Source organism: Roseicyclus persicicus (assembly GCF_012395815.1).
GTDB classification, from domain to species: Bacteria; Pseudomonadota; Alphaproteobacteria; order Rhodobacterales; family Rhodobacteraceae; genus Roseicyclus; species Roseicyclus persicicus.
This window is the reverse complement of the sequence record NZ_JAAZQQ010000001.1, coordinates 772,925-799,200: the sequence shown is the minus strand read 5'-3', so window position 1 is coordinate 799,200 and position 26,276 is coordinate 772,925. Positions and strand designations below refer to the sequence as shown.

Sequence of the window (26,276 nt, the reverse complement as noted above, 5' to 3'; positions counted from 1 at the left end):
GATGGACCTGCTGACCCTGTCGCTGATCCTGCTGGGCGTCCTGTTCGTCTGCCTCGCGCTGGGGCTCTGGGTGGGCTTCTCGCTCATGGTGGTCGGCCTGACCGCCATGACGCTGGCCACCCCCGCCCCGGTCGGCGCCGTCTTCGCCACCAAGGCCTGGGCCGCCCTGAACATCTGGGATCTGACCGCCCTGCCCATGTTCATCTGGATGGGCGAGATCCTGTTCCGCTCGCGCTTGTCCTCGGACCTCTTCACCGGGCTCGCCCCCTTCACCCGGCGGCTGCCGGGGGGGCTTCTGCACGTCAACATCCTCGGCTGCGCGCTCTTCGCCGCCGTCTCGGGCTCGTCCGCCGCGACCACCGCCACCGTGGGCCGCATGTCGCTGCCGGAACTGCGCGCGCGGGGCTATGACGACCGCATGGCGATCGGCACGCTGGCGGGCTCGGGCACCTTCGGCTTCCTGATCCCGCCCTCGATCATCCTGATCGTCTACGGCGCCGCGACCGAGCAATCCATCGCGCGCCTGTTCCTTGCCGGCGTCCTGCCCGGCCTGATGCTGGCGGCCATGTTCGCCGGCTACACCATGTTCTGGGCCTGGCGGAACCGCGACCGGATGCCCCCGCCCGAGCCGGCCGTGCCGTGGCGCGAGAAACTGCGCGCCGCCGCTCTCCTCCTGCCCACGGTCCTCCTGATCGTTGCCGTCATCGGCTCGATCTACGGCGGCCTCGCCTCGCCGACCGAGGCGGCGGTGGTGGGGGTCGTCGGCGCGCTGCTGATCTCGGGGCTCTCGGGCGGCATCGACCGCAAGGGCGCCTGGGACAGCCTGAAAGGCGCCGCCGTCACCTCCTGCATGATCGGCTTCATCCTCGTCGGCGCGGCCTTCCTGACCGGCGCGATGGGCTACACCGGCATCCCGCGCACGCTGGCGGCCTGGATCGGCGACCAGGGCCTGTCGCAATACGCGCTGCTGGCGGCACTCCTCCTGTTCTTCATCGTGCTGGGCTTCTTCCTCGACGGCATCTCCATCGTGGTGCTGACCGTCTCGGTGATCCTGCCGATGGTGCTGGCGGCCGGCATCGACCCGATCTGGTTCGGCATCTTCCTCGTCCTCGTGGTCGAGATGAGCCAGATCACGCCCCCCGTCGGCTTCAACCTCTTCGTCCTGCAATCCATCACCGGGCGGGACATCTTCACCGTCGCCCGCTACGCGGCGCCCTTCTTCTTCCTCCTCGTCGCGGCCACCGTGATCCTGACGCTGTTCCCCGAGATCGCGCTCTGGCTGCCCTCGACCATGTCCGCGCGATGACCGACCCCCGCCCGACACCGCCCGACATCGGCCCCGTCGTCTCGTCCGCGCACCTGGCCGACAGCGCCCTGCCCGCGCTGTCCGAGGTGGAATTCGCGCTCACCATGATGAACCACGCCTACCAGCGCTGGATGGTGCGCTGCATGACGGCGGCGGGCGGGCCCGCGATGTCGCCCCTCGAGGTGCTGATCCTGCACCTCGTCCACCACCGCGGGCGGGCCAAGACGCTGGCCGAGGTCTGCCTGATCCTCAACATCGAGGACACGCACCTGGCCAACTACGCGATCAAGAAGCTGACGCAGGCCAAGCTCCTCAAGGCCGGGCGCAAGGGCAAGGAAAAGACCGTCCAGATCACCGAGGCCGGCGCCGCGCTCTGCAGCCGCTACAAGGAGGTGCGCGAGGCGCTGCTGGTGCGCGCCGCCCGCCAGCTCGGCCACGACGCGCAGGACATGAGCCGCGTCGCCTCGCTCCTGCGGGCGCTGTCGGGCAGCTACGACCAGGCCGCGCGGGCCGCGGCGGCGCTGTGATGCAGCGCCTTGCCGTCCTGGTGGCGGCCGCCGGGCGCTGGATGCTGGTGGCGGGGCTCGTCGTCGGGCTGGCCCTGCCCGATCTTGCCCAGGCGATGCGCCCCGCCGTCGGGCCGATGGTGGTGGCGCTCCTGTTCCTTGCCATGCTCAGGATCGGGCCGGCGGGCCTCAGGATCGGGCGCAGCGGCCTCCTCGGCGCCATCGGCATCGCCGCGCTGTTCCAGCTGGCCCTGCCGCTCGCCGTCGCCCTGCCGCTCTACGCCGCGGGGCTGCTCGATGCCCGCTACGCGCTCGGCGCCGTGCTGATCCTGGCCGCCGCGCCGATCACCGGGGCGGCGCATATCGCGGTGATGGCGGGCGGCGCGCCCGCGCCCGCGCTGCGGCAGACGGTGATCGGCACGGCGCTGCTGCCGCTGACGGTGGTGCCGGTCTTCGCGCTGGCCCCGGCCTTCGGCTCGGCGGCCGAGGTGATCGCCGCCGTCCTGCGCCTGCTTGCCGTCATCGGCGTCGCCGGCGGGCTTGCCCTGCTCCTGCGCCAGCGCGGGATCGTGCCCGCCACGCCCGCCGCGATGACGGCCATCGACGCGGCCGCCGCGCTGCTCCTGGGTGCCGTGGTGGTGGGCATGATGACCGCCGCGGGCGAGACCCTCAGGACCGACCCGGCCGGGTTCCTCGCCGCGATGGGCTTCGTCTGCGGCATCGCCTTCGGGCTGCAGGCCATCGTCGCGCTGGCCTGGCCCGACCGGGCCGAGGCCCCGGCGCTGGCGGTGGCGGCCGGCAACCGCAACGTGGCGCTGTTCCTCGGCGTGCTGCCCGCGGCGCTGACCGACGACCTGCTCCTCCTCATCGGCTGCTACCAGGTGCCCATGTACCTGACCCCGCTGGTCCTGCCGCGGATCCTCGCGCGCGGCCGGCCCCGGCCCTGACAGCGCCCCGGCCGCACCCCGCCGCACCACAGGCCCGCCGGGCGCACCTGTCCAAAGATGTGTGCGTTGCGCAACAGTATACCCTGATCGCTGACTCCGGCGCGGGCGCGGTCCGACAATTCCCCGGCGCCCGCGTATGGTTGCCCCGGGTGAGCGCCGCATCCTGCGGAGACAGGGTCCAAAAAACGGTGAACCGGACGAGGCAGTTTCTGACGGGCGGCATGCCGTCCCTGCGCTATGTTGCGCTCATGGTCTCGGTGGTCGCGGCCGGTTTCGCCGTGACCGTGCTCGAGAGCCGGCGCTACCGTGCCGAGCAGACGGTGCAGATGACCGAGATCGCCGCCGTCGCCGCCGCCGCGGTCGAACGGCTGCTCTACGAACAGACCCTGATCACCCGCGGCCTCGCCGCCGCCTTCGAGGCCGACCCCGACCTGCCCGAGGCGGATTACGCGCGCCTGGCCGAGCGGCTGACGCGCGGCGTGCCGGGCCTGATCAACGTCGCCGCCGCCCCCGGGATGACGGTCCGCTTCAACTTCCCCCGCGAGGGCAACGAGCCGGTGATCGGGCTGCGGCTCGACCGGCACCCCCGCTTTGCCGAGGCGGTCCGGCGCGCCGTCGAGACCGACGAGGCGATGATCGACGGCCCCCACGAGCTGGTGCAGGGCGGCCGCGGCCTGATCACCCGGTCAGTCGTGCACGACGACCGCGGCGCGGGGCAGCTCTGGGGGGTCGTGTCCCTGGTGCTGGACAGCGACGCGCTGTTCGAGGCGGCCGGCCTCGGGCATGGCTTTTCCGAGGCGCGGATCGTGGTCGAGGGGCCGGAGGGCACCCTGATCTACGGCGAGGGGCCGCTCGACGCGATGTCGCCGGTCCGCCGCGACGTGATCGCGCCCGGCATCCGCTGGCAGGTCGCCGCCATCCCGGCGGGCGGCTGGGCGACCGGATCGCCGAACCTGCCCTTCATCTGGGTGCTGGTGCTGCTGGCCGGCGGCCTCGTCATGGCGGTCACGCGGCTGTTCGAAATCTCCGACGGGCGCCGGTCCCGCGCCGAGGCGACGCTGCGCGAGGCGGTCGACGCGCTCGACGACGGCTTTGCGGTGTACGACGCCGACGACCGGCTGGTGATGTGCAACGACACCTACAAGGCGCTTTACGCCGCCTCGGCCGACGCGATGCAGCCGGGCACGCGCTTCGAGGACATCCTGCGCCATGGCCTCGCCTCCGGGCAGTACACCGACGCCCTCGGCCGCGAGGAGGCCTGGCTGGCCGAGCGCCTCGCCGCCCACGCCGACCCCCGCGGCGCGACCGAGCAGCACCTGCAGGACGGCCGCTGGGTCCGCGTGGTCGAACGGCGCACGCCGTCGGGCAACACCGTGGGCTTCCGCGTCGACATTACCGAGCTGAAACAGGCCCTTGCGCGGTCCCAGGCGGCCAGCGCCGCCAAGACCCGGTTCCTCAACACCGTCAGCCACGAGCTGCGCACGCCGCTGACCGTGGTGCTGGGCTACAACGCCTTCGTCGGCAACCCCGACCGCCTGCCCAGCTTCGCGGCGCTGCAGGCGGCGCTGGCGTCGGGCGACGCGGCGGCGGCAGGTGACCGGCTGGCGACCTTCCACGCCGAGCTGCAGCGCTTCTCCGGGCAGATCGACACCGCCGGGCAGCACCTGATGCAGCTGATCTCGGGCATCCTCGACATCGTGGCGCTCGAGGACGGCGGCGTCGCGATCGCGATGGACCGCGTCGACCTGTCCGAGATCGCGGCCGAGGTCGCGGCGGGCACGCGCGAGGCGGTGCTCGCCAAGGGGCTGCACCTGCGGCTCGAGGGGCCGCCGGTCGCGGTGCGCGGCGACCCGCGCCGCGTGCGGCAGATCCTCGAGAACCTGCTCGGCAACGCGCTCAAGTTCACCGACAAGGGCACGCTGACCCTGCGCACCGGCCGCGACCGCGACCACGGCTGGATCGAGGTCGAGGACACCGGCTGCGGCATCGAGGCCCAGCATCTCGACCTGATCTTCGAGCGCTTCAGCCAGCTCGGCGGCGCGCGCCGCAGCAGCACCGCGGGCCTCGGGCTCGGCCTGCCGGTGGCGCGCCAGCTGGCGACGCTGCTGGGCGGCACCCTGACCGTGCGCAGCACGCCCGGCGCCGGCAGCGTGTTCCGGCTCCGGCTGCGCCCGTTCGAGGCCCCGGCCTCGCGGCAGGCCGCATGACCGGGCCGCCCCCGACCTGTCGCCAACTCACACGCTTTGCGTCATGATTTCGCCGATCTTTCGGGTAAGCTGAGGATCGGAAGACATAATGAGAAGCCGCCCGCCCCAAGGCCGAGACAGCTTCAAAGAGCAGTGAAGGTGTACCGATGCGTTCGATTTCAAGTTTGGCATTGCTGCTGAGCAACGGAGCGATTGCGTTCACGTTGACTCTGTTTCTGACCCGGTTCGAGCGGCTGTTCGAGGTGGATACCAAGCTGGAATTCCTCCTCCTGTTCACGGTCGTGTCGGCCTTCACCGCGCTCGTGACCACGCTCAGCCTGCACCACGCCCGCATGAGCAGCACCCCCAGCGCCCGGATCCTCGGCATCCGCGACCTCGAGATCGGCCTGCGCGAAGAGGCGCTGAACGAACACACCATCGTCAGCATCAGCGACCTGCACGGCCGGATCCTGTCGGTGAACAACGGCTTCCTCGAGGCCTTCGGCTACACCCCCGACGAGATCGTGGGCCACAAGGGCGAGATGCTCTACGCCGAGCGCGACCTGCCGCAGCTCTACGACCTGCGCGAGACCGTGGCGCGGGGCCAGCCCTGGAAGGGGATGCAGCGGCTCCTGGCCAAGGACGGCCACGTGGTGCGCGTGCAGACCTCGATCCTGCCGCGCTTCGACCAGTACGGCAACGTCAAGGACGCGCTGTTCATCCGCACCGACCTGACCGGCGCCCTGACCGAGGGCGCGAGCGAGGGCCGCAACGCCCTCGTCGAGGCGCTGCCCGACGAGGTCTACATCTACCACCCCGAGACCTTCCGCTTCGTCTACGTGAACGCCCGCGCCCGCAAGCGCGTCGGGATCGAGGCCGACGCCGTGTCGGGCGCCTGCCTGATCGACTATTTCACCCCGCAAGAAATCTCGATGTTCCGGCGGCACATCGCGCCGCTCCTGCAGGGCCAGCAGACCACCGCGCGCATCGAGATCGACCACGTCCGTGGCCCGGTCGAGGTGCTGACGCACATCGACACCTCGCCGAACGGCACGCGGCACCTGGTGTCGGTGGTGCGCGACATCTCGGAACGGCGCCGGGCCGAACAGGCCAAGCTCAGCTCGGTCTCGACCGTCAGCCACGAGCTGCGCACCCCGCTGACCTCGATCAAGGGCGCGCTCAAGCTGCTGGAATCGGGCGTGGTGGGCGAGCTCACCCCCGAGATCGCCCGGGTCGTGGGCGTGGCCAGCCGCAACAGCGAGCGCCTGCTGACCATCGTCAACGACATCCTCGTGCTGGAAAAGCTGTCCTCGGGCGAGGTGGTCCTTGCCCGCCGCCCGATCGACCTGCGCGACCTGCTGGCCGAAGCGGCCGAGGCCAATGCCGCCTTCGCGCAGGAATGCGACGTCACCCTCGACGTCACCCGCGCCGAGGAACCGGCCTTCGTGTCGGCCGACTCCGACCGGCTGATGCAGGTGATGTCGAACCTGATCTCGAACGCGGCCAAGTTCTCGCCGCCGGGCAGCCGCGTGTCGCTGTCGGTCGAAGAACGCGGCGACGCCTGGCGCGTGGCCGTCACCGACCGCGGCCCCGGCATCCCGGAATCGGCGCGCGAGACGATCTTCGACAGCTTCACGCAGGTCGAAGGCGTGCGCTCGGCCAAGCATCCGGGCACGGGCCTGGGCCTCACCATCTGCCGCAAGATCATCCACAAGCACGGCGGCGTGATCTCGTTCGACACCGAACTCGGCCGCGGCTCCACCTTCCACTTCGAGCTGGAAAAGGCGGCGCAGCCGTCGACCGCCGGAGCCGCCAACGCCAACGCCAACGCAACCGCAGCGGCCTGACCCGACCCACAGGAGCAAGACCCGATGACCGAGCTGCGCACCATCCTGCACGTGGACGACGACCGGGACATCCTCGAGATCGCGCGCATGGCGCTGGAACTGGTGGACCGGTTCGAGCTGCACCAGTTCAACAATGGCAGCGACGCCATCGCCGCCGCGCCGGGCCTGCGCCCCGACCTGATCCTGCTCGACGTGATGATGCCGGACATGACCGGGCCCGAGGTCTGGGCCGCCCTGCGCGACATCCCGGCCCTCCGCGACGTGCCGGTGATCTTCATGACCGCGCAGGCCGAGAACAGCACCACCGACGACCTCGTGGGCCAGGGCGCGCTTGCCGTCATCACCAAGCCCTTCGACCCGATGACGCTCGGGGCCGAGATCCGCGCGGCCTACGCGCGGGCCACCGGCCCCGGTGTGGGCCAGTCAAACCGCAATCCCGCCAAATTTCCGACAATGTTGCAGACTATCTAACAAAAAAAGGCGGGTGAGGCGCTGGCCGATTCCCTCCCAACGATGAGGCAGACCATGAAGATCCTGGCAGTAGACGACGATCCCGACTTCCTCGCGCTGTTCCAGTCGACGCTGCAGTCGCTGGGATACACCCGGGTGACGACCGCCGTGTCCGGCGACGACGCCCTGCGCAAGATCGGCTACGCGCAAGTGCCGTTCGACTGTTTCATCCTGGACATCAAGATGCCCGGCATGGACGGCATCGAGCTGTGCCGCCGCATCCGCGCGCTGCCCCAGTACCGGGACGCGCCGATCATGATGAACACCATCATGTCCGACCGCGACCACATCGACCGCGCCTTTTCCGCCGGCGCGACCGACTACCTGACCAAGCCCGTCGACCCGATCGAGATCCGCGCCCGCCTCGGCGTGATCGAGCAGCTGGTGCTCGAGCGCCTGCGCGCCCAGATCGCGGTGACCCAGGGCAACGGCGCGATGCGCGCCATGGCCTCCTACGGCTTCATGGACGGCATCCCGATGAAGCGCGTCGTCGGCGCGATGGACCGGCTCGCCATGGCCAACTACCTGAACGCGCTCGGCCTGTTCCGGGCGATGGCGACCTCGGCGGTCGCGGTGCAGGTGGTCAATGCGCGCGAGATCTACGACCTCGAGGGCGGCGCCGTCTTCGGCGAGATCATGGTCGACGTGGCGACCTGCCTGTCCGATTGCCTGCAGGGCCGGCTGCGCATGATCAGCTATGCCGGCGGCGGCACCTTCGTGTTCCTCGCCAACCGCTCCGAGCTGGAGGACGGCGAGCGCCTGGCCGCCCGGCTCAGCCACTACATCGAGGAATTCCACCTGGTCTACAAGGACCTCGGGATCACCCTGCCGACCGTGGCCGTGGGCACGCCCGTGGCCTGCGGCGCCAGCCACCTGCGCGCGCCCGACCGCATCATCGACGAGGCCGTCACCGGCGTGCGGCGGCAGGGCGCCGGCCTGACCCGGACCGCGTGATCCGGGGCCGGCCATGACCATGCACATGCCGATGGCCACCGACCTCGCGGCGCACCTCGACCGGATCCGCCGGTCCTTCCTCGACCGCCTGGGCGACCGGGTGCTCGAGATCGACGCCATCCTCCAGGCGATGGACCGCGACGGCCCCCGCCCCGAGCTGCGCGAGGCCATCGTGCACCGCGCCCACAAGACCGCCGGCGTCGCCCCGAGCCTGGGCTTCGACGAGCTTGGCACGCTGGCCCGCGCCGTCGAGGAGGGCTGGGGCTTCGGCTACGGCCGCCTCGGCGACACCGAGGCGGCCCGGCGCACCGGCGCCATGCTCGACGAGATGGAGCGCCTGCTCGACGCCGACCTCGACGGGCGCTGAACCCCCGCTACCGCAGGAGCCCGAGGCTCGCCATCTCCACCCCCAGCGCGCCGGCCAGGTCCTCGATCGAGTCGTAGAGCAGCTCCAGCGCGTAATGCGGGTTGTGGGCGTAGGCGCCGGGATCGGCCGTCACCAGCTTCCAGTTGTAGGACGCCCTCAGCAGCCGCGGCGTCCAGCTGGCATAGACCACCGGGTTGCCGTCGGCCGTGTCCGCCACCCCGTCCCCGTTCGCATCGGCGAAGAAATACGGGTAGCGCCCGCCGTCGTAGTAGATCGGCACGCCCACCACCTCGGCGGCGTAGCGCTCGACGAAGGACATCAGCGTCGCGGCGTTGTTGGCGATGTCCACCCGGATGCCCTGCGTGGTGTTGCCCGACCCGTCATAGCTCTGCCGCGCCAGGCGGATCTCCTCGGGCGTGCCGTTCTCGTGGCAGGTCCGGCAGCCGTCCGTCGCCACCTCCAGCGTGTGCGGCTGGTGGCAGGACACGCAGCTCGCCACCGGGCGGGCGTGGAAGAAGCGGCCGGAATAGTCCCGCCCCTCGTACTGGTAGCCAGCCCCGCCGTAGCCGCCCAGCCAGGTGGCCGCCGCGGTGGCGTAGTGCGGGTTGATGAAGCGCAGGTCCGGGTTCGGCCCGTCCTCGGCCAGGCCCGCCACGGCCTCGACCACCGTCACGCCGGCGGTGCGGCCCTGGTGGCAGGTCATGCACGACGCCTCCACCCCCTGCACCGGGTGCATCACGCCCGAGGGCATCCTGATCTCGGTGATCCGCGACAGGCCCTGGTTGTGGCAGGTCTCGCAGTCGACCACCCCGCCCACGTCCACCGATTCCTCGGGGATGCCGGGCGGGCTGCCGTCGAGCCCGTGGAACGCCCGGAACCCGGCGCCTGAATGGCACACCGCGCAGACCGGGCGGATGCCCTCCTCGTCGTCCCAGTGCCGGAACGCCTCGGCGGCGGCATCGGCATGGGCCGAGCGGAACCAGTCCGCGATGGCCTGGTTGTTCTCGATCTCGATCTGCTCGGGGTTGAACGGCCCCGCCTCGGGGATGACGTAGGGCAGCAGCACCTCGTCGCCCGACAGGGGCAGCGTCACGGGCGCATCGCCCTGCGCCTCCTGGGCGGACACCGGCCAGAACGCGGTTCCTGCCGCCAGAATCGCCGCCAGTGGCAGCGCGACGAACAAGGCAAGGGTGAAGTTTCGCATGTCGATCCTTCCATGTGCTTGAGTGCAGTCGCGCGCTTGGTCTACCTTCGGGATACAACTTTTGCGTGAAACAAGAAAGTCTCCCATGCTGCGGGCGATCGACGCGACATGATGGCAGGCCCCTCCGCCCGCCCCGGCCTCAGGCCCGATCTGCCCTCGCCGCCCCCGGCGCCCGAGGCCGGGATGGTGACCGAGGAGGCCGCGATCGGGGTCTCCCCCGGCGAGGAGCTGCGGGTCGACCTGCTGGTCGAGGAGGGCGCGGCGGTGGCCGAGGGGGCGGCGGTGGCCCGGCTCCGCGACGCGCCCGGCATCGCGCTGGTGGCCCCCATGCCCGCCCGCGTCGGGCGTGTCGGCCTGCGCCCCGGCCACCGCCTGTCCGAGATCGTGCTGTTCCGCGAGGCCGGCGGCGACGTGGCCACCCACGACCGCGCCGGGGCCGACACGCCCGCGGGGCTTGTGCGGCTGATGCAGGCCGCCGGGGTCTGGCGCCGCCTGCGCCGCCGCCCCTTCGGCCGGATGCCCGCCGCCGCCGAACGGCCCGCCGCGATCTTCGTCATGGCCGCCGACACCCGGCCCCATGCCCCCGACCTCCACGTCGACGCCGAGGCGCTGGCCCGCGGCCTCGCCGCGCTGGCGCGGCTGACCGACGGGCCGGTCTGCCTCTGCGCGCCGCCCGGTGCCCTGCCCGGCCTCACCGGCCCGCGCCTCCGCCGCATCGCGGTCGGCCCCCGGCACCCGCAGGGCCTGCCGGGCCTCTGCCTCCACGCCGCCTTCCCCGCCCGCCCCGACGCCCCGGTCTGGGACCTGCACGCCGAGGACGCGGCGCATCTGGGCACGCTGCTCGCCACCGGCCGCCTGCCGCAGACCCGGCGCGTCACCGTGGCTGGCCCCGCGCTCACCGAGACCCGCACCCTCACCTGCCAGATCGGCGCCGACCTGCGCGCGCTGGCCTACGGCGCGGTGCAGCCGGGGCCGCACCGGATCCTGTCCGGCTCGGCGCTCGACGGGCACGAGGCGCGCTTTCTCGCGCCGCTGCACCGGCAGGCGACCGTGCTGCCCGGGCCGGCCGCCGCGCGCGTGCCGCACTGGTTCCTGTCGGCGCTGACCCGCTCCGCCCTGCCGCGGCCGGTGATCCCCTCGGCCGCGCTGCACCAGGCGGCGGGCGGGGCCTTTCCGGTCATGGCGATGGTCCGCGCGCTGTCCATCGGCGACGACGAGACCGCGGTGAAGCTGGGCGCCCTGTCACTGCTCGAGGAGGACCTGGCCCTGATCGACTACGTGACCGGGGCCGAGCCGCCACTCGCCCACCACCTGCGCGCGCTCCTCGACCGCGCCGAGGCGGAGGCCGCGCCATGATCCGGGGGCTCTGGGACCGCGAGACTGTGGCGCTTCTCCTGCTGGCCGCGCTGATGCCGGTGGCGCTGATGTGGCTGTGGTTCGGCGGCATCGACGCGGTGGCGCGGCTGGCGCTGGCGCTGGTCGTCTCGGGGGCCTGGCACGGCGTCTTCATGCTCGCCCGCGCGCAGCCGCCGTCGCTGGCCGGGGCGCTGGCGGCGCTGGCCGTGGCGATGCTGGCGCCCGAGGATCTGGGGCTCTTCCGCCTCGTCCTCGGCATCAGCTTCGGCGCGGTGTTCGGCGAACTGGTGTTCGGCGGCTGGGGCCGCAACGTGGTCAACCCCGCGACGGTCACGCTGGCCTTCCTCGGCTTCGGTTTCCCGGCCTTCCCCTGGCCCGAGTTCGTCGCCCCCGTCGCCTGGGCCGCGATCCCCGCGGCCGCGCTGGGGATCGCGCTGGGGGTCATGCCCTTCGGGGTCGTCGCGGGCGCCACGGCCGTCGCGGGCCTCGCGCTGGCCGCCGGCGCCGACCTCGGCCCGGTGCTGCCGGTGGCGGGGCTGGTGCTGGTGCTGCTCGTCTGCGACCCGGTCGCCAGCGCCGCCACCCCGCTCGGCCGCTGGCTCAACGGCGCGCTCTACGCCGCCCTCGTCCTCGTCTTCGCGGCGGGCTGGGCCGGCGCCGCGCCGGTGCAGGTCTGCGTGGCGGCCGCGCTTCTCGCGTCCCTCGCGGCGCCGCTTCTCGACGAGGCGGCGATCGCGCTCTGGCTCCAGCAAAGACGGAGGCGTCATGGCAGGCCCTGACCCCTTGGGCGCGTGGCGCCGGTTCCTCGCGCTGCCGAACGAAAGCCGCGGCAAGACGCTGGCCGTGGCCTTCGCCGTGTCGGCGGTCTGCGCCATCCTCGTCTCGGGCGCGACCGTGATGCTGCGCCCGATCCAGTCGGCCAACCGCGCCGCCGAGGAACAGGCCAGGATCGAGGCGCTGGTGGCGGGCATCCCCGGCATGGCCGACCTGCTGGCGCAGTCGGGCGGCACGCTCGGCACCGTCGTCATCGACCTCGTCCGTGGCCGCGCCGCCAGCGACGTCACGCCGGCGACACTGGCGACCGCGCTGGCCGATCCCGCCAACTGGACCGCGCTGGACGCAGGGCAGGACCTCGCCGGCCTCGGCCAGCGGCCCGACTACGCGCAGATCTACCTGCTGCGCGACGCGGGCGAGGTGTCGGTCGTGCTCCTGCCGATCAGCGGGGCGGGCTACAACGGCCGCATCGACGCCGTGCTGGCGCTGTCGGGCGACATGAACACCATCGCCGGCCTGTCGGTCACGCGGCAGTCCGAGACGCCCGGCCTCGGCGCCCGAATCGAGGAGGCCGGCTGGCTCGCCGATTTCCCCGGCACCCGCACCCGCGACGAGGACGGCACCCTGCGCTTCGCCGTCGCCCGCGGCACCGCGGCCAGCGTCTACGAGGTCGACGGCATCACCGGCGCCACCCGCACGTCGAACGCCGTCACCCGCATGGTGCGCTTCTGGCTCGGGCCCGACGGCTACGGGCCGCTCCTCGCCGCGATCCGCCGGGGGGAGTTCTAGGCCATGCCCGCGCGCCCCTCGCTCTGGACCACGCTGACCGCGCCGCTCCTGCGCGAGAACCCGGTGACGCTGCAGATCCTCGGCATCTGCTCGGCGCTGGCCGTCACCACCTCGCTCGCCACCGCGCTGACCATGGCGGCCTCGCTGACCGTGGTGCTGACGCTCGCCGCGGGCCTGATCAGCGTGATCCGCCACCACATCCCCGACACGATCCGCCTGATCGTGCAGATCGTCATCATCGCCTCGCTGGTCATCGTCATCGACCAGGTGCTGCAGGCGTGGTTCTTCGAGATCAGCCAGGCGCTGTCGGTCTTCGTCGGCCTCATCACCACCAACTGCCTCGTCCTCGGCCGGACCGAGGCCTATGCCCGCCACAACCCGCCGCTGCCGTCCATGGTCGACGCGCTCGGCAACGCGCTCGGCTATTCGCTGATCCTCGTCATCATCGGCGCGCTGCGCGAACTGTTCGGCAAGGGCGAGCTGATGGGCCTCGCCGTCCTGCCCCTCGCCGACCAGGGCGGCTGGTTCACGCCGCTCAGCCTGATGCTGCTCGCGCCCAGCGCCTTCTTCCTGCTGGGCGGGCTGGTCTGGGCCATCCGCACGCTGCGGCCCGAGCAGGCCGAGACGCCCGAACACGCGCCCATGGGCCGCGGGGAGCCGGCGGAATGACCGAGCTCTGGTCCCTCTTCCTCGACGCCGCGCTGGCCGAGAACATGCCGCTCAGCCTGTTCCTCGGCCTCTGCACCTTCCTTGCCCTGTCGCGGCGGCCCGAGACGGCGCTGGGCCTCGGCATCGCCGTCACCGCGGTGATGGCCGTGACCGTGCCGCTGAACCAGCTCCTTTACACCGCGCTGCTCGCCCCCGGCGCCTGGGCCTGGGCGGGGATGCCCGACCTCGACCTGTCCTACCTGTCGCTGATCGCCTTCATCGGCGTGATCGCGGCCACCGTGCAGCTGCTGGAGATGACGCTCGACCGCTTCTTCCCGGCGATCCACGCGGCCTTCGGGGTGTTCCTGCCCCTCCTGACGGTGCAATGCGCCATCCTCGCGGGCAGCCTGTTCATGGTGGAACGCCAGTTCACGCTGGCGGAATCCGCCGTCTACGGGCTCGGCTCCGGCGCGGGCTTCGCGCTGGCCGTGACGATGCTGGGCGCGGTGCGGTCGCGGCTCGCCTATGCCGACCTGCCCGATGGCCTGCGCGGGCTCGGCATCGCCTTCGTCCTCGCCGGGCTGATGTCGCTCGGCTTCGCGTCCTTCACCCTGATGGCCGCGCCATGACCGAGATCCTCGTCGGCAGCCTGACCGTGATCCTGCTCGTGACGGGGCTGGCCATCGGCCTGCTGTACGCGCGCCGCCGGCTGGTGCCGCAGGGCGCGATCGACGTGACGGTGAACGGCACCACCCACCTGGCCGCCGCCCGCGGTGACCGCCTGCTGGGCGTGCTGCACGGGGCGGGCATCGGCATCCCCGCGGCCTGCGGCGGGTCGGGCACCTGCGGGCTCTGCCGCGTGACCGTCACCGGCGCCGGCGCGGGCGAGCCGCAGGCGACCGAGCGCGGCATCCTCTCGGCCCGCGAACGGCGCGACCACGTGCGGCTGGCCTGCCAGACCGCGCTCCGCGGCGACTGCGCGGTCACGGTGTCCGCCGACATCCTCAGCGCGGGCGGCGGCTACACCTGCACCGTCGCCTCGGCCCGGATGCTGGCGCCGCTCATCCGCGAGATCGTGCTGAAGATCCCCGAGGACCAGCCGTTTTCCTACCGCGCGGGCGAGTTCATGCAGATCACCGCGCCGGCCTACCGGCTCGACTTCGCCTCCCTCGCCCCCGGCCCCGCCTTCGCCGAGACCTGGCGCATCGCCGGCTGGGACCGGCTGACCGTCGCCTCCGACGCGCCCGTCACCCGCGCCTACTCGGTGGCGAACCGCCCCGAGGACCACGGCCATGCCGTGTTCAACATCCGCCTCGCCGTGCCGCCCGCGGGCCGCGAGGGCGCGGTGCCGCCGGGGATCGTGTCGTCCTGGCTGTTCTCGGTCCAGCCCGGCGACCCGGTCGAGGTGTCGGGGCCCTTCGGCGACTTCCACGTCCAGCCCACCGACCGCGAGATGGTGTTCATCGGCGGCGGCGTCGGCATGGCGCCCTTGCGCGCCATGATCCACGAGACGCTGGGCAAGGGCAGCGGCCGGCGCATCCGCTACTTCTACGGCGCGCGCTCGGCCGCCGACCTGTTCTACACCGAGGAATTCGAGGCGCTGGCCGCCGCCCACCCCAACTTCAGCTGGACGCCCGCGCTGTCCGACCCCGCGCCGGGCGACCGCTGGCGCGGGGCGACGGGCTTCATCCACGAGACCGTGCGCCGCGAGATGCAGGGCCACCCCGCGCCCGAGGACTGCGAATACTACCTCTGCGGCCCGCCGGTGATGATCTCGGCGGTGCTGGCCACGCTGGAACGGCTGGGCGTCGAGCCGCGGTCCATCTTCAACGACGATTTCGGAGTCTGAGCCATGCCCATGACCTCCCTGCCCCGCCGCCACGTCCTCGGCCTCGCCGCCGGCGCGCTGACCCTCCCGGCGCTGGCGCGCGCGGGCACGACCGGCGTCGAGCGGATCGGCGGCCCGGCCTTCGGCACGCAGTGGCAGCTGGTCGCCCCCGGCGGCGCGGGGCTGGAGCGGCTCCGGCCCGCCATAGCCGCGCTGCTGGCCGAGGTCGACGCGCAGGTGTCGCCCTGGCGCGCGGACAGCGAGATCACGGTGGTGAACCGGGGCGGCGAAGGCGTGCATCCCGTGTCGCCCGAGACCGCCCATGTGGCGCAGGCCGCCCTGGCGCTGGCCGAGGCAAGCGACGGCCACTTCGACCCCACGGTCGGCCCGCTGGTCGCGCGCTGGGGGTTCGGGCCGATCGACGGCGACGGCCCGACCGGCTGGGCCGGCCTGCAGGTCGAGGGCGCGCGGATCGCCAAGGCGCGGGCGGGCCTGACGCTCGACCTGTGCGGCATCGCCAAGGGCCGCGCGCTCGACCGGGTCGCGGCGCTGGCCCGCGACGCCGGCCACGACAGCCTGCTCCTCGACATCGGCGGCGAGCTTCTGGCCCTTGGCCGCCACCCCTCCGGCCGCCCCTGGCAGGTGGCGGTGGAGGACCCGCGCCCCGGCCACGACACCCCCGCGGCCCTCCTGTCTCTCACCGACCGCGCCGTCGGCACCTCGGGCCTGCGCGCGCAGGGCTACGCGCTGCCGGGCGGGGCGACCTACGGCCACATCATCGACCCGGCGACCGGCGCGCCGGCGCAGGGCGCGCTGCGCTCCGTCACCGTGACCGCCCCCGACGCCATGACCGCCGATGGCTGGGCCACCGCCCTCTTCGCCGCCGGGGCCGCGGACGGCCCCGCGCTCGCCCGCCGCCACGGCCTCTCCGCCCTGTTCCTGTCGGAAGACGGCGACACGCTCCGCGCCGAGACGACCGGCGACATCCCGGAGGCGCTGATATGGAACTCCTGATCGCCGTCCCGATCTTCCTGCTGGCCGCGGGGGGCCTTGGCCTCGGGCTCCTGCTCGGCGGCCGCGCCCCGCGGGCCAGCTGCGGCGGGCAGGACAGCTGCGCCGCCGGCCCCGCCTGCGCCGGCTGCCCCAAGGCGCGGGCAAGGCGGCAGCCATGAGCACCGACCTCCGCGTCCGCACCGTCATGCAGGCCGACATCCTGCGCCTGTCCCCCGACGACCCGATCCGCCGCGCCATCGGCGCGCTGATCTCGGCCGGGGCCGCCGCCGCCCCGGTGGTCGATGCTGGCGGCGCGCCGGTCGGCATCCTGACGCAAAAGGACTGCTTCCGCCCCGCGCTCCATGCCAGCTACTATCAGGAATGGCGCGGCACCGTGCGCGACCACATGTCGGCCACGGTCGTGACGGTCGACGCCGGCGACGACATCGTCCGCGCGGCCGAGCTGTTCCTCGAGGTGCCCCACCGCGTGCTGCCCGTCATCGAGGGCGGCAGGCTGGTGGGGATGCTCGAGCGCAGTGCTGTGCTGGCCGCGCTGTTCGCGCGCGGCTGAGGCAGGGTCAGCCGCGGCGGCTGCGCCACCACAGGACGGCCACGCCCGCCATCACCGCCAGCGCGGCCAGCACGGCCTCGCCGCCATGGGGGTGGATGTGGGCCACGGCGCCCGCCTCGTGGGCCAGGGCGGCACCGGCGGGCAGGGTCAGGGCAAGGGCGGCGATCACGGTCTTCATCGGTCAGGTCCTTTCACGTGCAGCGAGGAAATCGCGGATATCGAGGCGGTCCTTCTCGTCCATCGAGACATAGACCAGCGCCATGTTGGTGCGTTCCCGGATCATCTCGCCCGGAAACGGCAGGTAGCTCAGCTCCCGCGTGCCGAAGGACGGCGAGGCGGTGCCCACCTGCCACTCGGTCTTCAGCTCCACGTCCACCAGCTTGAGCGTGCTCGGCCCCGTCTTGCCCGGCCGCTCCAGCGGCACGCCCGCCAGCCGCAGGTAGGCGGCCTTGTCGCGGGCACTGACGAAGCCGTCGATGAACTGCGCGGTCAGCACCTGCAGGTCGGCGGCCTCGTCCTCGGGCATGAGATGGGAATGCAGGTGATCGGCATGGGCGTGGTTGTGGCCGTGCCCGTGCGGGTGGTCGTGGTGGTGATGCCCGTGCCCGTGCCCGTGGTGGTGATGGTCATGGGGCATTGGACCACCTCCGCCCCTCGAACTCGCCGTGGGGGATGCTGACCGGCTTGTCGATATGCGCCTTGTGCTTGCCCAGCGTGCCATGCGCCACCATCGAGCCCAGCACGTCCACGATCACCCGCGTCCCCATCAGCGCGGTGATGTCGGACGTGTCGTAGGGCGGCGACACCTCCACCAGCTCCATCCCGCACAGGCCCTCGGCCGCGACCTTGGAGGCCAGCGCCAACGCCTCGCGCGGCAGGAACCCGCCCGGCTCGGGCCAGCCCGTGCCGGGGACGAAGCCGCAGTCGATGCTGTCGATGTCGAAGGACATGTAGACCATGTCCACCCCGTCCCAGGCCATCTCCAGCGCCATCTCGGCGGTCTTGTCGATGCCCATGCGCTCCATGTCGGACATGGTGATGATGTTGGTCTCGCGCTCGCGCGCCACCTTCACCGCCTCGCGCGGGACCTGCCAGCCGCCGATGCCGATCTGCACCAGGTTCTTGGCCGGCACGTTCGGCAGGTTCGTGGAATGGAACCACGGCGTCGTGTGCATCCGCTCGTCCAGGTCCTTTTCCTGGATGTCGGCGTGGCGGTCGAAATGCACGATCCCGATCTTCTTCGACGTGCACTCCGCGATGCCCCGCACGCAGGGAAAGCCGATGGAATGGTCGCCGCCGATCATCACGGGGAAGCTGCCAGAGGAGAACACGTGGCTGACCGCCCGGCTGATCTGGTCGAAGCTCTTTTCCAGGTTCGCGGGAATGGTGAACACGTCCCCCGCATCGCACAGCGTCATCTGCTCGCGCAGGTCCACCCCCATCTCGTAGTTGTAGGGGGTATAAAGCGCACTGATCTTGCGCACCCCCTGCGGCCCGAACCGGGTGCCGGGGCGGTAGGTGGTGCCCCCGTCGAAGGGGATGCCCAGCACCGTCGCGTCGTAATGCGCCACCTCCAGCACGTCCTCGGCATAGGGCGCCTTCAGAAACGTGTTGATGCCCGCGTAATGCGGCAGCTCGCCCCGCGCGAAGGTGGGGATCGACTTGTCCTCGATGCTGTCCGCGCCTGTCAGGCCCATGCGCAGCGCCCAGCGCCGTTCCTCGTCCCAGCGGGTGCCGGGGATGTCGGCCTCGGCGCGCATCGCCTTCCAGCCCAGAAGCTTGGTCAGGTCGGGGTGATGCGCGCGGCGGTCTCGGGCGGGCGCGTCAGCCGGCCTCAGCGACCGGGTGCGGCGCGGGGTCAGGAAGTCCATCTTGGTCCTCGTTCAGTTGGTAGGGGATGCCGCCGTTCCGGGCGTCGAAGTCGTAGGTGATCGTCGCGCCATAGGCGGCGGGGTCGTGCGGGTCCCAGCGGGTCTTGTCGAAGACGACCACGCGGTCGCCCAGCTTGAAGGCTTCGGGCAGGTCGTGGGTGACCATGAACACGGTCATCTTGGTCTCGGCCCGCAGGTCGAGCAGGAACCGGTGCATCTGCTCCCGCGTGCCGGGGTCGAGCGCGCCGAAGGGTTCGTCCAGCAGCAGGATGCGCGGCTTGGCCGCCAGCGCCTGCGCGATGGCCAGCCGCTGCTGCATCCCCCCCGACAGCGCCGAGGGGTATTGCTGCGCCACATGAGCCAGACCGATCCGCTCCAGCGCCGCCTCGGCCCGTGCGCAGGCGGCGCGTTTCACGCCCCCGAACAGCCGGCCGAGAGGCCGCGACAGGGCCTCGGCCGCCACGATGTTGTCGCGCACGGTCAGGTGGGGGAACACCGAATAGCGCTGGAACACGATCCCGCGCGTCCGGTCCGGCTCGCCCTTGAGCGGTTCCCCGTCCACGGTGATCTCGCCCCGCGTCGGCCGCTCCTGGTCCAAGAGCAGCCGCAGGAAGGTGGACTTGCCGCAGCCCGAGGCGCCGACGATGGACACGAACTCCCCCTCGGCCACGCTCAGGTTGACCCGTTCGAGGATCGGGCGCTGCCCGTAGCTCTGGAAGATGTCGCGCACCTCCACGAGGCTCATGCCCGCGCCTCCGCCCAGGGGTAGGCCCAGCGGGACAGCCGCGCGAGGCCCCAGTCGATCAGGAAGGCCAAGAGCGTGATCCACGCGACATAAGTCAGGATCACGTCCATCGCGAGAAAGCGCCGGACAAGGAAGATGCGGTATCCCAGCCCGCTTTCCGACGCCACCGCCTCGGCCGCGATCAGGAACAGCCAGGCGGGGCCGAGCGACAGCCGCACGGCGGAAATCAGCCGCGGCATGATCTGCGGGAGCGCCACCGACACCGCGATGGCCAGCGTCGAGGCCCCCAGCGTCTGCGCCTTCACCAGCTGCTCCTGCGGCAGTTCCAGCGTGCGCGCCGACAGGTCGCGGATCAGGAAGGGCGTGATGCCGATGGCGATCAGCGCGATCTTGGCCGCATCCCCCACCCCCAGCGAGATGAACAGGATCGGCAACAGCGCCAGCGGCGGGATCATCGACAGCACCGCGACAAAGCCCTGGAACGTCGACCGGACCATCGGCACCAACCCGATGGCCAGCCCGACGCACAGACCCAGCAGCGCCGCGATGCCCACGCCCGAGGCCAGGAGCGACAGGCTCGACGCCGTGTCGCCCCAGAACAGGATCTCGCCCGAGCGGCGGTCCTCCTCGGTCAGCAGCCGCAGGGCGGTGTCGCCCAGCGTGGCGAAGCTGGGCAGGATGCGGTCCTGCGGGTTCTCGGCCAGCCGGGCGGCCGAGGCCGCGGAATAGACCAGCGCGACCAGCAGGAAGGGCAGCGCGGCCAGCATCAGCCGCCCCGCCGCCCCCGGATGCCGGTTGATCCACCGCATCGCGCGCCCCCCCGCCCGCGGCCCTTACAGCGACCCGTCGGCGGCCATCTGCATGAAGCTCGGGTCGAACCGCAGCTGGATGTTCGCCGGGTCGCCCGTCACCACGCCGTTCGGATACGCGATGCCGACGAAATCGGCGGACGGCGCACCTTCGCCCAGGATGCCGCGCTCGAACAGGAATTCGGCGACGTTCACCATGGTCTCGGGCAGCGCCGGGCTTTCCACGAAGGCGACGGCGTCGGCGGGGTTCCAGAACATCTGGGTCGAGGCCAGCTGCGCGTCATAGCCCGCAAGGTCGGTGCCCGACGCCTCGGCCATCGCGGTGCGCGCGGCGATCCCCTCGGGCGTGTCGGACGACATGATCGTCATCAGCTCGTACCACGCCCCCACCAGCGCGCGGCCGAAATCGGGGTTGGCCTCCAGCACCTCGGTGTTGACGACCATCATGTCGATGATCTCGCCGGGGATGTCGGCCGAGGTGAACAGGATGTTGGCCGCCGGGTCCTCGGCGATGGTCGAGACCAGCGGGTTCCACGTCACCACCGCCTGCACGTCGTCGGTCTGGAAGGCCGCGATCATGTCGGCGTCCGACGTGTTGATGACGCCCGCCAGGTCGCGCTCCTGCAGCCCCACGCTGTCGAGCGCGCGGGCGAGCAGGTAATGCGACACCGACAGCTCCACGAGGTTCACCGGCATCCCCGCCAGGCTTTCCAGCGTGCCCTCGCCCTTCAGGATCACCGCGTCGTTGCCGTTGGAGAAATCCCCCACGATCAGCGCGGTGGTGTCCACCCCCGACCCCGACGGGATCGACAGCGTGTCCATGTTGGTCGCGCTCACCCCGTCGAACTCGCCCGCGGTGTAGAGGTTGATCGACTCGACGTAGTCGTTGATCTGCACGATCTCGATGTCGATGCCGTAGCGCTCGGCCCAGGCGTCCATGATCCCGGAGTCCTCCAGGTAGCCCCAGGGCATCCAGCCGACATAGATCGACCAGGCGACGCGGAATTCCGTCCGCTCCTGCGCGGTGGCGAAACCGGGGCTCAGCGCAAGCGTCAGCGCGGTGGTGGTGGCGAGGGCAAGTCTGGTCATCGTCGGTTCCTCCGATCGGATGCGAATGTTCAAAGTCCGACCGAAGGAAAGCGTTCAGGGAGCGGCCGAACCTATCGCGCAGGGTTCTCCCGGGATTTTGTCCCGCCGTGTACCGCGCCGGGATTGACCGGCTCGGCTGCATTTCTCGGACCTGGCCCCGGGACGCCCCGGGCGGAACCCTAAATGCTCTGCGCACCCCCACGCTGCGCCTCCGGCCCCGCCCGGTCAAAGCCGCCGGGCGCCCCGGCCGCCCCCGTGCACGCCGACGCGCGACCAAGTGGCGGGTTTGCGGGCGGATGCCTGTTTTCTGGGCAGTCGCCCCACGGCAGGGGCGCGCGAGTCACTTGCCGAGGCTGAAGGCCGCCTGCACCGCGTCGCGGCTGGTGTCGGCCTTGGCGGCGGAAAACACCGTCGCGCCCCGGCTCAGGACGTAGAACCGGTCGGCGAGGTCGTAGGCGAAATCGAAATACTGCTCGACCAGCACGATCGCCATTTCGCCCTCGGCGCGCAGCTGCTCGATCACCCGGCCGATCAGCTGGATGATGTTGGGCTGGATGCCCTCGGTCGGCTCGTCCATCAACAAGAGCTTCGGCCGCGTCACCAGCGCCCGCCCGATGGCCAGCTGCTGCTGCTGCCCGCCCGACAGGTCGCCGCCGCGCCGGTTCTGCATCTCCTTCAGAACCGGGAACATCTCGTAGATGCGATCGGGCACCACCCGCTCCGCCTTGGGCAGGCAGGCAAGGCCCGTCTCCAGGTTCTCGCGCACGGTCAGCAGCGGAAAGATCATCCGCCCCTGCGGGACATAGCCCACCCCCATCTGCGCCAGCCGGTGCGCCGGCAATTTCCCCAGCCGCTGCCCGTTCAGGATCACCTCGCCGCCCGAGCGCGGGTGCGTGCCCGAGATCGCCTTCATCAGCGATGTCTTGCCCACCCCGTTGGTGCCCATGACGCAGGTCACCTGCCCCTTTTCGGCCGTGATCGATACCCCGTTCAGGATCTGGCTGCCGCCGTAGTGGAGCGTCAGGTCGCGGGTTTCCAGCATCTCAACGCCCCAGGTAGACTTCGATGACGCGCTCGTTCGCCATCACGTGATCCAGCGACCCCTCGGCCAACACCGACCCCTCGTGCAGCACCGTCACCTTGCAGTCGAGGCGGCGCACAAACTCCATGTCATGCTCCACCACCACCACCGCGTGGCTTTCGGCCAGCCGCTTGAGCAGCGCCGTCGTATGCTCCCGCTCCTCGGTCGTCATGCCCGCCGCGGGCTCGTCCACCAGCAACAGCTTCGGGTCCTGCGCCAGGAGCATCCCGATCTCCAGCCACTGCTTCTGCCCGTGGCTGAGGATTCCCGCAGGGCGCTGCAACTGGTCAGACAGCCCGATCTCGGCCGCGATCTCGGCGATCCGCGCGCGGTCGGCCTCGGTCACCCGGTCGAACAGCGCCGACAGCGGCCCGCGCGGTTTCTTGAGCGACACCCGCAGGTTGTCCCAGACCGTCTGGTCCTCGAACACGGTCGGCCGCTGGAACTTGCGCCCCACCCCCGCCTGCGCGATCTGCGCCTCGGACATGGACAGGAGCGAGGTGCCCATCTCGCCCCAGCGCACCGTGCCCGTGTCGGGTCGCGTCTTGCCGGTGACGATGTCCATGAAGGTGGTCTTGCCCGCCCCGTTCGGCCCGATCACCGCCCGCATCTCGGGGCAGCCGATGACGAAGCTGAGGTTGTTGATCGCCCGGAACCCGTCGAAGGTGACGGAAATCCCCTGAACCTCCAAGAGCGTGCTCATGGCGCGTCCTTCCGCACGAGGCTGTCCACCAGCCCGCCCAGCCCCTTGGGCGCGAACAGCGTCACCAAGACAAAGCCGAGGCCCAGCAGCACCGGCCACCAGTCCACCCACTCGATGACATAGACGCCCAGGTCGATGTCGGGCGCCCGCCCGCCGGTGAAGTAGGTCGACAACAGCGACACCACCGCCGCCCCGATCACCGCGCCATAGAGCCGCCCGCGCCCGCCGATGGCGACCCAGACCGCCAGGTAGATCGACGCGATCGGCGCGATCTCGTCGGGGTTCACGATGCCCGCCTGCGGGTAGTAGAGCGCTCCCGCGACACCGCAGAGGATGCCGGTGAAGGTGAAGACGAAGAGCTTGTAGCCCTCGACCCGGTAGCCGAGGAACCGCACCCGCTGCTCGTCGTCGCGGATGCCGCGGATGATGTTGCCGAACTTGCCCGACACCATCCAGGCCGCCCCGACATAGGCGAGGCCGAGAACCAGCGCCGAGGCCCAGAAGAACCAGACCGAAATCCGGTCCTGCCCGATTGTTTCCAATCCGGGGATATTCTGGAGCCCGGACAGGCCATTGTTTCCACGCAGGCCCGTGTCATTCTGGAACAGGTAGAGCGACAGGGCCAGCGTCATCGCCTGCGTCAGGATCGACAGGTAGACCCCCGTCACCCGGCTGCGGAACGCCAGCCAGCCGAACACCAGCGCCAGGAGCCCCGGCACCAGCACCACCATGACGAGGCTCAGGAACAGGCTGTCCGACACCGCCCACATCCACGGCCAGTCCGTCGCGCCCACGACCGAGAAGATCTGCAGCGCGGTCGCCGTGCTGACCTCCGCCTCGGTCGGCGGGATCACGGCGCCCTCCAGGCTCGCGCGCACGATGGTCTCGGTCCGCGCCGTCATCAGCCACATGCCGATGACGTAGCCGCCGAGCCCGAAGAACGCGAAATGGCCGAGGCTGAGGATGCCGCAATACCCCCACACCAGGTCCATCGCCAGCGCGGCCAGGCACAGGCAGAGCGTCATCCCCAGCACCTTGGTGAAGCTGACCGACAGCGCCCCGGTGCCATAGGCCTCCGACAGCACGGTCACGCCCAGCGCCAGCAGCGTCAGCACCCCGATGAACACGGGCACCGACCGGTTGCGGGTGAAAATCGACCCTTCCATCTCAATCCCCCGCCGCACGGCCGCGCAGCGCGATGATGCCGCGCGGACGGAACTGGATGAACAGGATCACGAACAGGATCATGTAGGTCTGGGCGGCCAGCGTGTTGGTCGGGTTCAGCCACTCGATGAACTTCTGCAGGCCGCCGATCATGCCGGCCCCGATCAGCGTCCCGAAGATGTTGCCGACGCCCCCCACGACCACCGTCATGAAGCTCTGCACGATGTAGTTGGACCCGAGGTCAGGCACCACCTGCGCGAACAGCCCGATGGCCACCCCCGCGATCCCCGCGATGCCCGAGCCGAGGCCGAAGGTCAGCATGTTGATCCGGTCGGGGTTGATGCCCATCGACGCCGCCATGCGCGGGTTCTGCGTCACCGCCCGCACCTCCAGCCCCAGCCGGGTGCGGTTCAGGATCAGCCACAGCAGCACGAAGAACACCGCGCCGAGGACGAAAATGGCGATGCGGATCGAACTGATCGACACCACGTCGTTCAGCGACACCGACCCCGCCAGCCACTCGGGCGGCGTCAGCGGCCGGGCCTGCGTGCCGAAGATCTGCCGCACGATCTGCTGCAGCGCGATCGAGATGCCGAAGGTCGCCAGCAGCGTCTCCAGCGGCCGGTGATACAGCCAGCGGATCACCAGCCGCTCCATCGCCACGCCGCCGCCGAAGGTCACGGCAAAGGCCAGCGGGATCGCGATGGCGATGGACAGGGTGTAGTCGGGCACCAGCGTCTGCACGACATAGCCGGTGTAGGCGCCGATCATGATGAACTCGCCATGGGCCATGTTGATGACCCCCATGACGCCGAAGGTGATGGCCAGCCCGATGGCCGCGAGGAAGTAGATCGACGCCAGCGACAGCCCGTCCAGCGACAGGTCGAACACGCGGTAAAGGCCCACCCGCGTCTCGATCCCGTCCAGCGTGGCGCGGGCGGCATCCGTCACGGCCTGCGACGGCTCGCGGTAGGTCTCGTAGAACACGTGCGACGCCAGCGCGGCCTCCACCTCGGCTTCGGTCGGGGCGGGCTGGGCGACGCCGGCCTCCACCAGCACGGCATAGGCCCGGTCGCGTGCGGCCTCGGTGTTCAGCTGGCCCACGGGCATCCCGCCCACGCGCCCGTCGACCACGTTCGCGGCCAGCGTGTCGCGGATCTGCGCGCGGCTGACCAGCGGCGGCGCCAGCCCGGCCTCGACCAGCATCGCATAGGCTGCCTCGCGCGCGATGTCGCCGCCGGGCTCCAGCACGCGGGCGAGGTTCTCGCCCTCGGGCAGCGCCGTGCCGACGCCCGCCGTGGTGGCCAGCAGCGGGTTCAGCGTGGCCCGCGCGGCAAGGCTCACGTTGCCCGCAAGGCTCTCGATGGCGGCGACCCGGTCGGCGTCGTCGCGGTCGAAGGCGATCACCAGCTTCGGCAGCAGCACCTCGGCCACCGCGATGACGTCCTCGTCGGTCTCGGTCTGCAACAGCTCCCGCAACAGCGGCAGGTGCGTCTCGTCCGGCGCGTCGTCGATGGCGTCGAGCGCGGCCAGCCGCTCGGCCGGGTCGTCCGAGGCCAGCTGGAAGGCGACCAGCGCCGAGGCGATCACCGTCTGCACGCCGCGGTTGGGGCGCAGCTGCGTCACCTCGCGGCTGGTGGCGGCGCCGACCACCGCGCCGGTGGAAATGTCAATCAGCGTCAGGGGGGTGGCGTCGCCGTCCTCGACATAGACGAACAGCCCGTCGGCGTTGCGCCGGTAGACCTCGCGCGCGGCCCAGGTCGCCAGGAACCGCGGCACCTCGGGCAGCTCGCTGTCGACCAGCAGGTCGAGCACCTCCTGCACTGTGCGGCGCGAGGCGTCGGCCACCAGCTCGGCGCGGGACTGCAGCAGCGCCTGCAGCTCGCCCGTGGCCTCCTGCGCCTCGGCCCGGGGCGCGGGCAGCGCGAGGAGAAGGACGCCGACCAGCGCGGCGAGGACGTGACGTATCATGGTGCGGGGACTGCTCGGGAAAAAGGATGCGGGCGGCCCCCTCGGGGACCGCCCGCC

General features: G+C 71.4%; 28 protein-coding genes and 1 riboswitch. Of the genes, 17 read left to right on the top strand and 11 right to left on the bottom strand.

Features of this window, described 5'->3' with window-relative positions; all coding sequences use genetic code 11:
• The first annotated feature begins 1 nt into the window (after position 1).
• From HCU73_RS04130 to HCU73_RS04095, 8 genes are all read left to right on the top strand, one after another.
• Positions 2-1,306 carry a TRAP transporter large permease gene (locus HCU73_RS04130; RefSeq protein WP_168622116.1) on the top strand — a complete coding sequence of 435 codons (1,305 nt, stop codon included), beginning with the start codon at positions 2-4 and terminating at the stop codon, positions 1,304-1,306.
• A complete protein-coding gene (locus tag HCU73_RS04125) occupies positions 1,303-1,833 on the top strand; it encodes a winged helix DNA-binding protein (RefSeq protein ID WP_210730464.1) in 531 nt (176 codons plus the stop codon). Before HCU73_RS04130 ends, HCU73_RS04125 begins: the two co-directional genes overlap by 4 nt.
• Entirely contained in the window at positions 1,833-2,759 is a 927-nt protein-coding gene (locus HCU73_RS04120) for a hypothetical protein (protein ID WP_168622115.1), read from the top strand. The genes HCU73_RS04125 and HCU73_RS04120 overlap by 1 nt, the downstream gene beginning before the upstream one ends.
• A 221-nt stretch (positions 2,760-2,980) precedes the next feature.
• Complete coding sequence (locus HCU73_RS04115; RefSeq protein WP_168622114.1) at positions 2,981-4,966, top strand: ATP-binding protein; 1,986 nt, start codon at positions 2,981-2,983, stop codon at positions 4,964-4,966.
• 203 nt (positions 4,967-5,169) lie between these two features.
• The gene (locus HCU73_RS04110; RefSeq protein ID WP_168622113.1) at positions 5,170-6,792 is read left to right on the top strand and encodes a PAS domain-containing sensor histidine kinase; all 1,623 of its coding nucleotides are present in this window, start codon (positions 5,170-5,172) and stop codon (positions 6,790-6,792) included.
• A gap of 24 nt (positions 6,793-6,816) precedes the next feature.
• On the top strand, positions 6,817-7,263 hold the full coding sequence (locus tag HCU73_RS04105; protein WP_168622112.1) for a response regulator: 447 nt from the start codon (positions 6,817-6,819) through the stop codon (positions 7,261-7,263).
• Between the two features lie 54 nt (positions 7,264-7,317).
• Complete coding sequence (locus HCU73_RS04100) at positions 7,318-8,256, top strand: response regulator (RefSeq protein WP_168622111.1); 939 nt, start codon at positions 7,318-7,320, stop codon at positions 8,254-8,256.
• A gap of 13 nt (positions 8,257-8,269) precedes the next feature.
• Entirely contained in the window at positions 8,270-8,623 is a 354-nt protein-coding gene (locus HCU73_RS04095; protein ID WP_168622110.1) for an Hpt domain-containing protein, read from the top strand.
• A gap of 7 nt (positions 8,624-8,630) precedes the next feature.
• On the opposite strand, the gene HCU73_RS04090 is transcribed toward HCU73_RS04095, so the two are convergent.
• A complete protein-coding gene (locus HCU73_RS04090; RefSeq protein WP_168622109.1) occupies positions 8,631-9,827 on the bottom strand; it encodes a cytochrome C in 1,197 nt (398 codons plus the stop codon).
• Positions 9,828-9,938: 111 nt separating this feature from the next.
• On the opposite strand from HCU73_RS04090, the gene HCU73_RS04085 reads away from it, so the two are divergent.
• From HCU73_RS04085 to HCU73_RS04045, 9 genes are read left to right on the top strand one after another with little or no spacing between them, the layout of a single operon-like run.
• Positions 9,939-11,183: a Na(+)-translocating NADH-quinone reductase subunit A gene (locus HCU73_RS04085; protein WP_168622108.1), complete on the top strand. Its 1,245-nt coding sequence runs from the start codon at positions 9,939-9,941 to the stop codon at positions 11,181-11,183.
• Positions 11,180-11,962 carry an RnfABCDGE type electron transport complex subunit D gene (locus tag HCU73_RS04080; protein WP_168622107.1) on the top strand — a complete coding sequence of 261 codons (783 nt, stop codon included), beginning with the start codon at positions 11,180-11,182 and terminating at the stop codon, positions 11,960-11,962. The genes HCU73_RS04085 and HCU73_RS04080 overlap by 4 nt, the downstream gene beginning before the upstream one ends.
• Positions 11,949-12,746 (top strand): Na+-translocating NADH-quinone reductase subunit C, encoded by a 798-nt coding sequence (locus tag HCU73_RS04075; RefSeq protein ID WP_168622106.1) that lies wholly within the window; start codon positions 11,949-11,951, stop codon positions 12,744-12,746. Before HCU73_RS04080 ends, HCU73_RS04075 begins: the two co-directional genes overlap by 14 nt.
• 3 nt (positions 12,747-12,749) lie before the next feature.
• The gene (locus HCU73_RS04070; RefSeq protein WP_168622105.1) at positions 12,750-13,415 is read left to right on the top strand and encodes an NADH:ubiquinone reductase (Na(+)-transporting) subunit D; all 666 of its coding nucleotides are present in this window, start codon (positions 12,750-12,752) and stop codon (positions 13,413-13,415) included.
• A complete protein-coding gene (gene nqrE / locus HCU73_RS04065) occupies positions 13,412-14,023 on the top strand; it encodes an NADH:ubiquinone reductase (Na(+)-transporting) subunit E (protein ID WP_168622104.1) in 612 nt (203 codons plus the stop codon). Before HCU73_RS04070 ends, nqrE begins: the two co-directional genes overlap by 4 nt.
• Positions 14,020-15,243: an NADH:ubiquinone reductase (Na(+)-transporting) subunit F gene (nqrF, locus tag HCU73_RS04060; protein WP_168622103.1), complete on the top strand. Its 1,224-nt coding sequence runs from the start codon at positions 14,020-14,022 to the stop codon at positions 15,241-15,243. The genes nqrE and nqrF overlap by 4 nt, the downstream gene beginning before the upstream one ends.
• Positions 15,244-15,246: 3 nt before the next feature.
• The gene (locus tag HCU73_RS04055; protein WP_168622102.1) at positions 15,247-16,236 is read left to right on the top strand and encodes an FAD:protein FMN transferase; all 990 of its coding nucleotides are present in this window, start codon (positions 15,247-15,249) and stop codon (positions 16,234-16,236) included.
• Positions 16,224-16,394: a hypothetical protein gene (locus tag HCU73_RS04050; RefSeq protein ID WP_168622101.1), complete on the top strand. Its 171-nt coding sequence runs from the start codon at positions 16,224-16,226 to the stop codon at positions 16,392-16,394. The genes HCU73_RS04055 and HCU73_RS04050 overlap by 13 nt, the downstream gene beginning before the upstream one ends.
• Positions 16,391-16,786, top strand: a complete 396-nt coding sequence (locus tag HCU73_RS04045; RefSeq protein ID WP_168622100.1) for a CBS domain-containing protein — start codon at positions 16,391-16,393, stop codon at positions 16,784-16,786. Before HCU73_RS04050 ends, HCU73_RS04045 begins: the two co-directional genes overlap by 4 nt.
• A 7-nt stretch (positions 16,787-16,793) precedes the next feature.
• Here HCU73_RS04045 and HCU73_RS04040 read toward each other — a convergent pair whose 3' ends face one another.
• The 10 genes from HCU73_RS04040 to urtB all read right to left on the bottom strand — a co-directional run bounded on the left by HCU73_RS04040 (position 16,794) and on the right by urtB (position 26,219).
• Positions 16,794-16,964 (bottom strand): hypothetical protein, encoded by a 171-nt coding sequence (locus HCU73_RS04040; RefSeq protein ID WP_168622099.1) that lies wholly within the window; start codon positions 16,962-16,964, stop codon positions 16,794-16,796.
• 3 nt (positions 16,965-16,967) lie between these two features.
• Entirely contained in the window at positions 16,968-17,423 is a 456-nt protein-coding gene (locus HCU73_RS04035) for a hypothetical protein (protein ID WP_168622098.1), read from the bottom strand.
• On the bottom strand, positions 17,413-18,657 hold the full coding sequence (locus HCU73_RS04030) for an agmatinase family protein (protein WP_168622097.1): 1,245 nt from the start codon (positions 18,655-18,657) through the stop codon (positions 17,413-17,415). Before HCU73_RS04030 ends, HCU73_RS04035 begins: the two co-directional genes overlap by 11 nt.
• Positions 18,611-19,402: an ABC transporter ATP-binding protein gene (locus HCU73_RS04025; protein WP_168622096.1), complete on the bottom strand. Its 792-nt coding sequence runs from the start codon at positions 19,400-19,402 to the stop codon at positions 18,611-18,613. Before HCU73_RS04025 ends, HCU73_RS04030 begins: the two co-directional genes overlap by 47 nt.
• On the bottom strand, positions 19,399-20,211 hold the full coding sequence (locus HCU73_RS04020) for an ABC transporter permease (RefSeq protein WP_168622095.1): 813 nt from the start codon (positions 20,209-20,211) through the stop codon (positions 19,399-19,401). Before HCU73_RS04020 ends, HCU73_RS04025 begins: the two co-directional genes overlap by 4 nt.
• Before the next feature lie 24 nt (positions 20,212-20,235).
• Positions 20,236-21,300 (bottom strand): putative urea ABC transporter substrate-binding protein, encoded by a 1,065-nt coding sequence (locus HCU73_RS04015; RefSeq protein WP_168622094.1) that lies wholly within the window; start codon positions 21,298-21,300, stop codon positions 20,236-20,238.
• A gap of 84 nt (positions 21,301-21,384) precedes the next feature.
• Positions 21,385-21,494, bottom strand: a riboswitch (guanidine-I (ykkC/yxkD leader).
• A gap of 146 nt (positions 21,495-21,640) precedes the next feature.
• Entirely contained in the window at positions 21,641-22,342 is a 702-nt protein-coding gene (gene urtE, locus HCU73_RS04010; protein WP_168622093.1) for an urea ABC transporter ATP-binding subunit UrtE, read from the bottom strand.
• A 1-nt stretch (position 22,343) separates the two neighbouring features.
• Positions 22,344-23,084 (bottom strand): urea ABC transporter ATP-binding protein UrtD, encoded by a 741-nt coding sequence (gene urtD, locus HCU73_RS04005; protein ID WP_168622092.1) that lies wholly within the window; start codon positions 23,082-23,084, stop codon positions 22,344-22,346.
• Positions 23,081-24,250, bottom strand: a complete 1,170-nt coding sequence (gene urtC / locus HCU73_RS04000) for an urea ABC transporter permease subunit UrtC (protein WP_168622091.1) — start codon at positions 24,248-24,250, stop codon at positions 23,081-23,083. The genes urtD and urtC overlap by 4 nt, the downstream gene beginning before the upstream one ends.
• 1 nt (position 24,251) lies before the next feature.
• On the bottom strand, positions 24,252-26,219 hold the full coding sequence (gene urtB, locus HCU73_RS03995) for an urea ABC transporter permease subunit UrtB (protein WP_168622090.1): 1,968 nt from the start codon (positions 26,217-26,219) through the stop codon (positions 24,252-24,254).
• Positions 26,220-26,276: the final 57 nt, after the last annotated feature.

What these genes read in the sequence shown, in the direction of transcription:
- HCU73_RS04130 (WP_168622116.1), top strand. Translation starts at nt 2, where the DNA reads ATGGACCTGCTGACCCTGTCGCTGATCCTGCTGGGCGTCCTGTTCGTC.
- HCU73_RS04125 (WP_210730464.1), top strand. Translation starts at nt 1,303, where the DNA reads ATGACCGACCCCCGCCCGACACCGCCCGACATCGGCCCCGTCGTCTCG.
- HCU73_RS04120 (WP_168622115.1), top strand. Translation starts at nt 1,833, where the DNA reads ATGCAGCGCCTTGCCGTCCTGGTGGCGGCCGCCGGGCGCTGGATGCTG.
- HCU73_RS04115 (WP_168622114.1), top strand. Translation starts at nt 2,981, where the DNA reads ATGCCGTCCCTGCGCTATGTTGCGCTCATGGTCTCGGTGGTCGCGGCC.
- HCU73_RS04105 (WP_168622112.1), top strand. Translation starts at nt 6,817, where the DNA reads ATGACCGAGCTGCGCACCATCCTGCACGTGGACGACGACCGGGACATC.
- HCU73_RS04100 (WP_168622111.1), top strand. Translation starts at nt 7,318, where the DNA reads ATGAAGATCCTGGCAGTAGACGACGATCCCGACTTCCTCGCGCTGTTC.
- HCU73_RS04095 (WP_168622110.1), top strand. Translation starts at nt 8,270, where the DNA reads ATGACCATGCACATGCCGATGGCCACCGACCTCGCGGCGCACCTCGAC.
- HCU73_RS04090 (WP_168622109.1), bottom strand. Translation starts at nt 9,827, where the DNA reads ATGCGAAACTTCACCCTTGCCTTGTTCGTCGCGCTGCCACTGGCGGCG.
- HCU73_RS04085 (WP_168622108.1), top strand. Translation starts at nt 9,939, where the DNA reads ATGGCAGGCCCCTCCGCCCGCCCCGGCCTCAGGCCCGATCTGCCCTCG.
- HCU73_RS04080 (WP_168622107.1), top strand. Translation starts at nt 11,180, where the DNA reads ATGATCCGGGGGCTCTGGGACCGCGAGACTGTGGCGCTTCTCCTGCTG.
- HCU73_RS04075 (WP_168622106.1), top strand. Translation starts at nt 11,949, where the DNA reads ATGGCAGGCCCTGACCCCTTGGGCGCGTGGCGCCGGTTCCTCGCGCTG.
- HCU73_RS04070 (WP_168622105.1), top strand. Translation starts at nt 12,750, where the DNA reads ATGCCCGCGCGCCCCTCGCTCTGGACCACGCTGACCGCGCCGCTCCTG.
- nqrE (WP_168622104.1), top strand. Translation starts at nt 13,412, where the DNA reads ATGACCGAGCTCTGGTCCCTCTTCCTCGACGCCGCGCTGGCCGAGAAC.
- nqrF (WP_168622103.1), top strand. Translation starts at nt 14,020, where the DNA reads ATGACCGAGATCCTCGTCGGCAGCCTGACCGTGATCCTGCTCGTGACG.
- HCU73_RS04055 (WP_168622102.1), top strand. Translation starts at nt 15,247, where the DNA reads ATGCCCATGACCTCCCTGCCCCGCCGCCACGTCCTCGGCCTCGCCGCC.
- HCU73_RS04050 (WP_168622101.1), top strand. Translation starts at nt 16,224, where the DNA reads ATGGAACTCCTGATCGCCGTCCCGATCTTCCTGCTGGCCGCGGGGGGC.
- HCU73_RS04045 (WP_168622100.1), top strand. Translation starts at nt 16,391, where the DNA reads ATGAGCACCGACCTCCGCGTCCGCACCGTCATGCAGGCCGACATCCTG.
- HCU73_RS04040 (WP_168622099.1), bottom strand. Translation starts at nt 16,964, where the DNA reads ATGAAGACCGTGATCGCCGCCCTTGCCCTGACCCTGCCCGCCGGTGCC.
- HCU73_RS04035 (WP_168622098.1), bottom strand. Translation starts at nt 17,423, where the DNA reads ATGCCCCATGACCATCACCACCACGGGCACGGGCACGGGCATCACCAC.
- HCU73_RS04030 (WP_168622097.1), bottom strand. Translation starts at nt 18,657, where the DNA reads ATGGACTTCCTGACCCCGCGCCGCACCCGGTCGCTGAGGCCGGCTGAC.
- HCU73_RS04025 (WP_168622096.1), bottom strand. Translation starts at nt 19,402, where the DNA reads ATGAGCCTCGTGGAGGTGCGCGACATCTTCCAGAGCTACGGGCAGCGC.
- HCU73_RS04020 (WP_168622095.1), bottom strand. Translation starts at nt 20,211, where the DNA reads ATGCGGTGGATCAACCGGCATCCGGGGGCGGCGGGGCGGCTGATGCTG.
- HCU73_RS04015 (WP_168622094.1), bottom strand. Translation starts at nt 21,300, where the DNA reads ATGACCAGACTTGCCCTCGCCACCACCACCGCGCTGACGCTTGCGCTG.
- urtE (WP_168622093.1), bottom strand. Translation starts at nt 22,342, where the DNA reads ATGCTGGAAACCCGCGACCTGACGCTCCACTACGGCGGCAGCCAGATC.
- urtD (WP_168622092.1), bottom strand. Translation starts at nt 23,084, where the DNA reads ATGAGCACGCTCTTGGAGGTTCAGGGGATTTCCGTCACCTTCGACGGG.
- urtC (WP_168622091.1), bottom strand. Translation starts at nt 24,250, where the DNA reads ATGGAAGGGTCGATTTTCACCCGCAACCGGTCGGTGCCCGTGTTCATC.
- urtB (WP_168622090.1), bottom strand. Translation starts at nt 26,219, where the DNA reads ATGATACGTCACGTCCTCGCCGCGCTGGTCGGCGTCCTTCTCCTCGCG.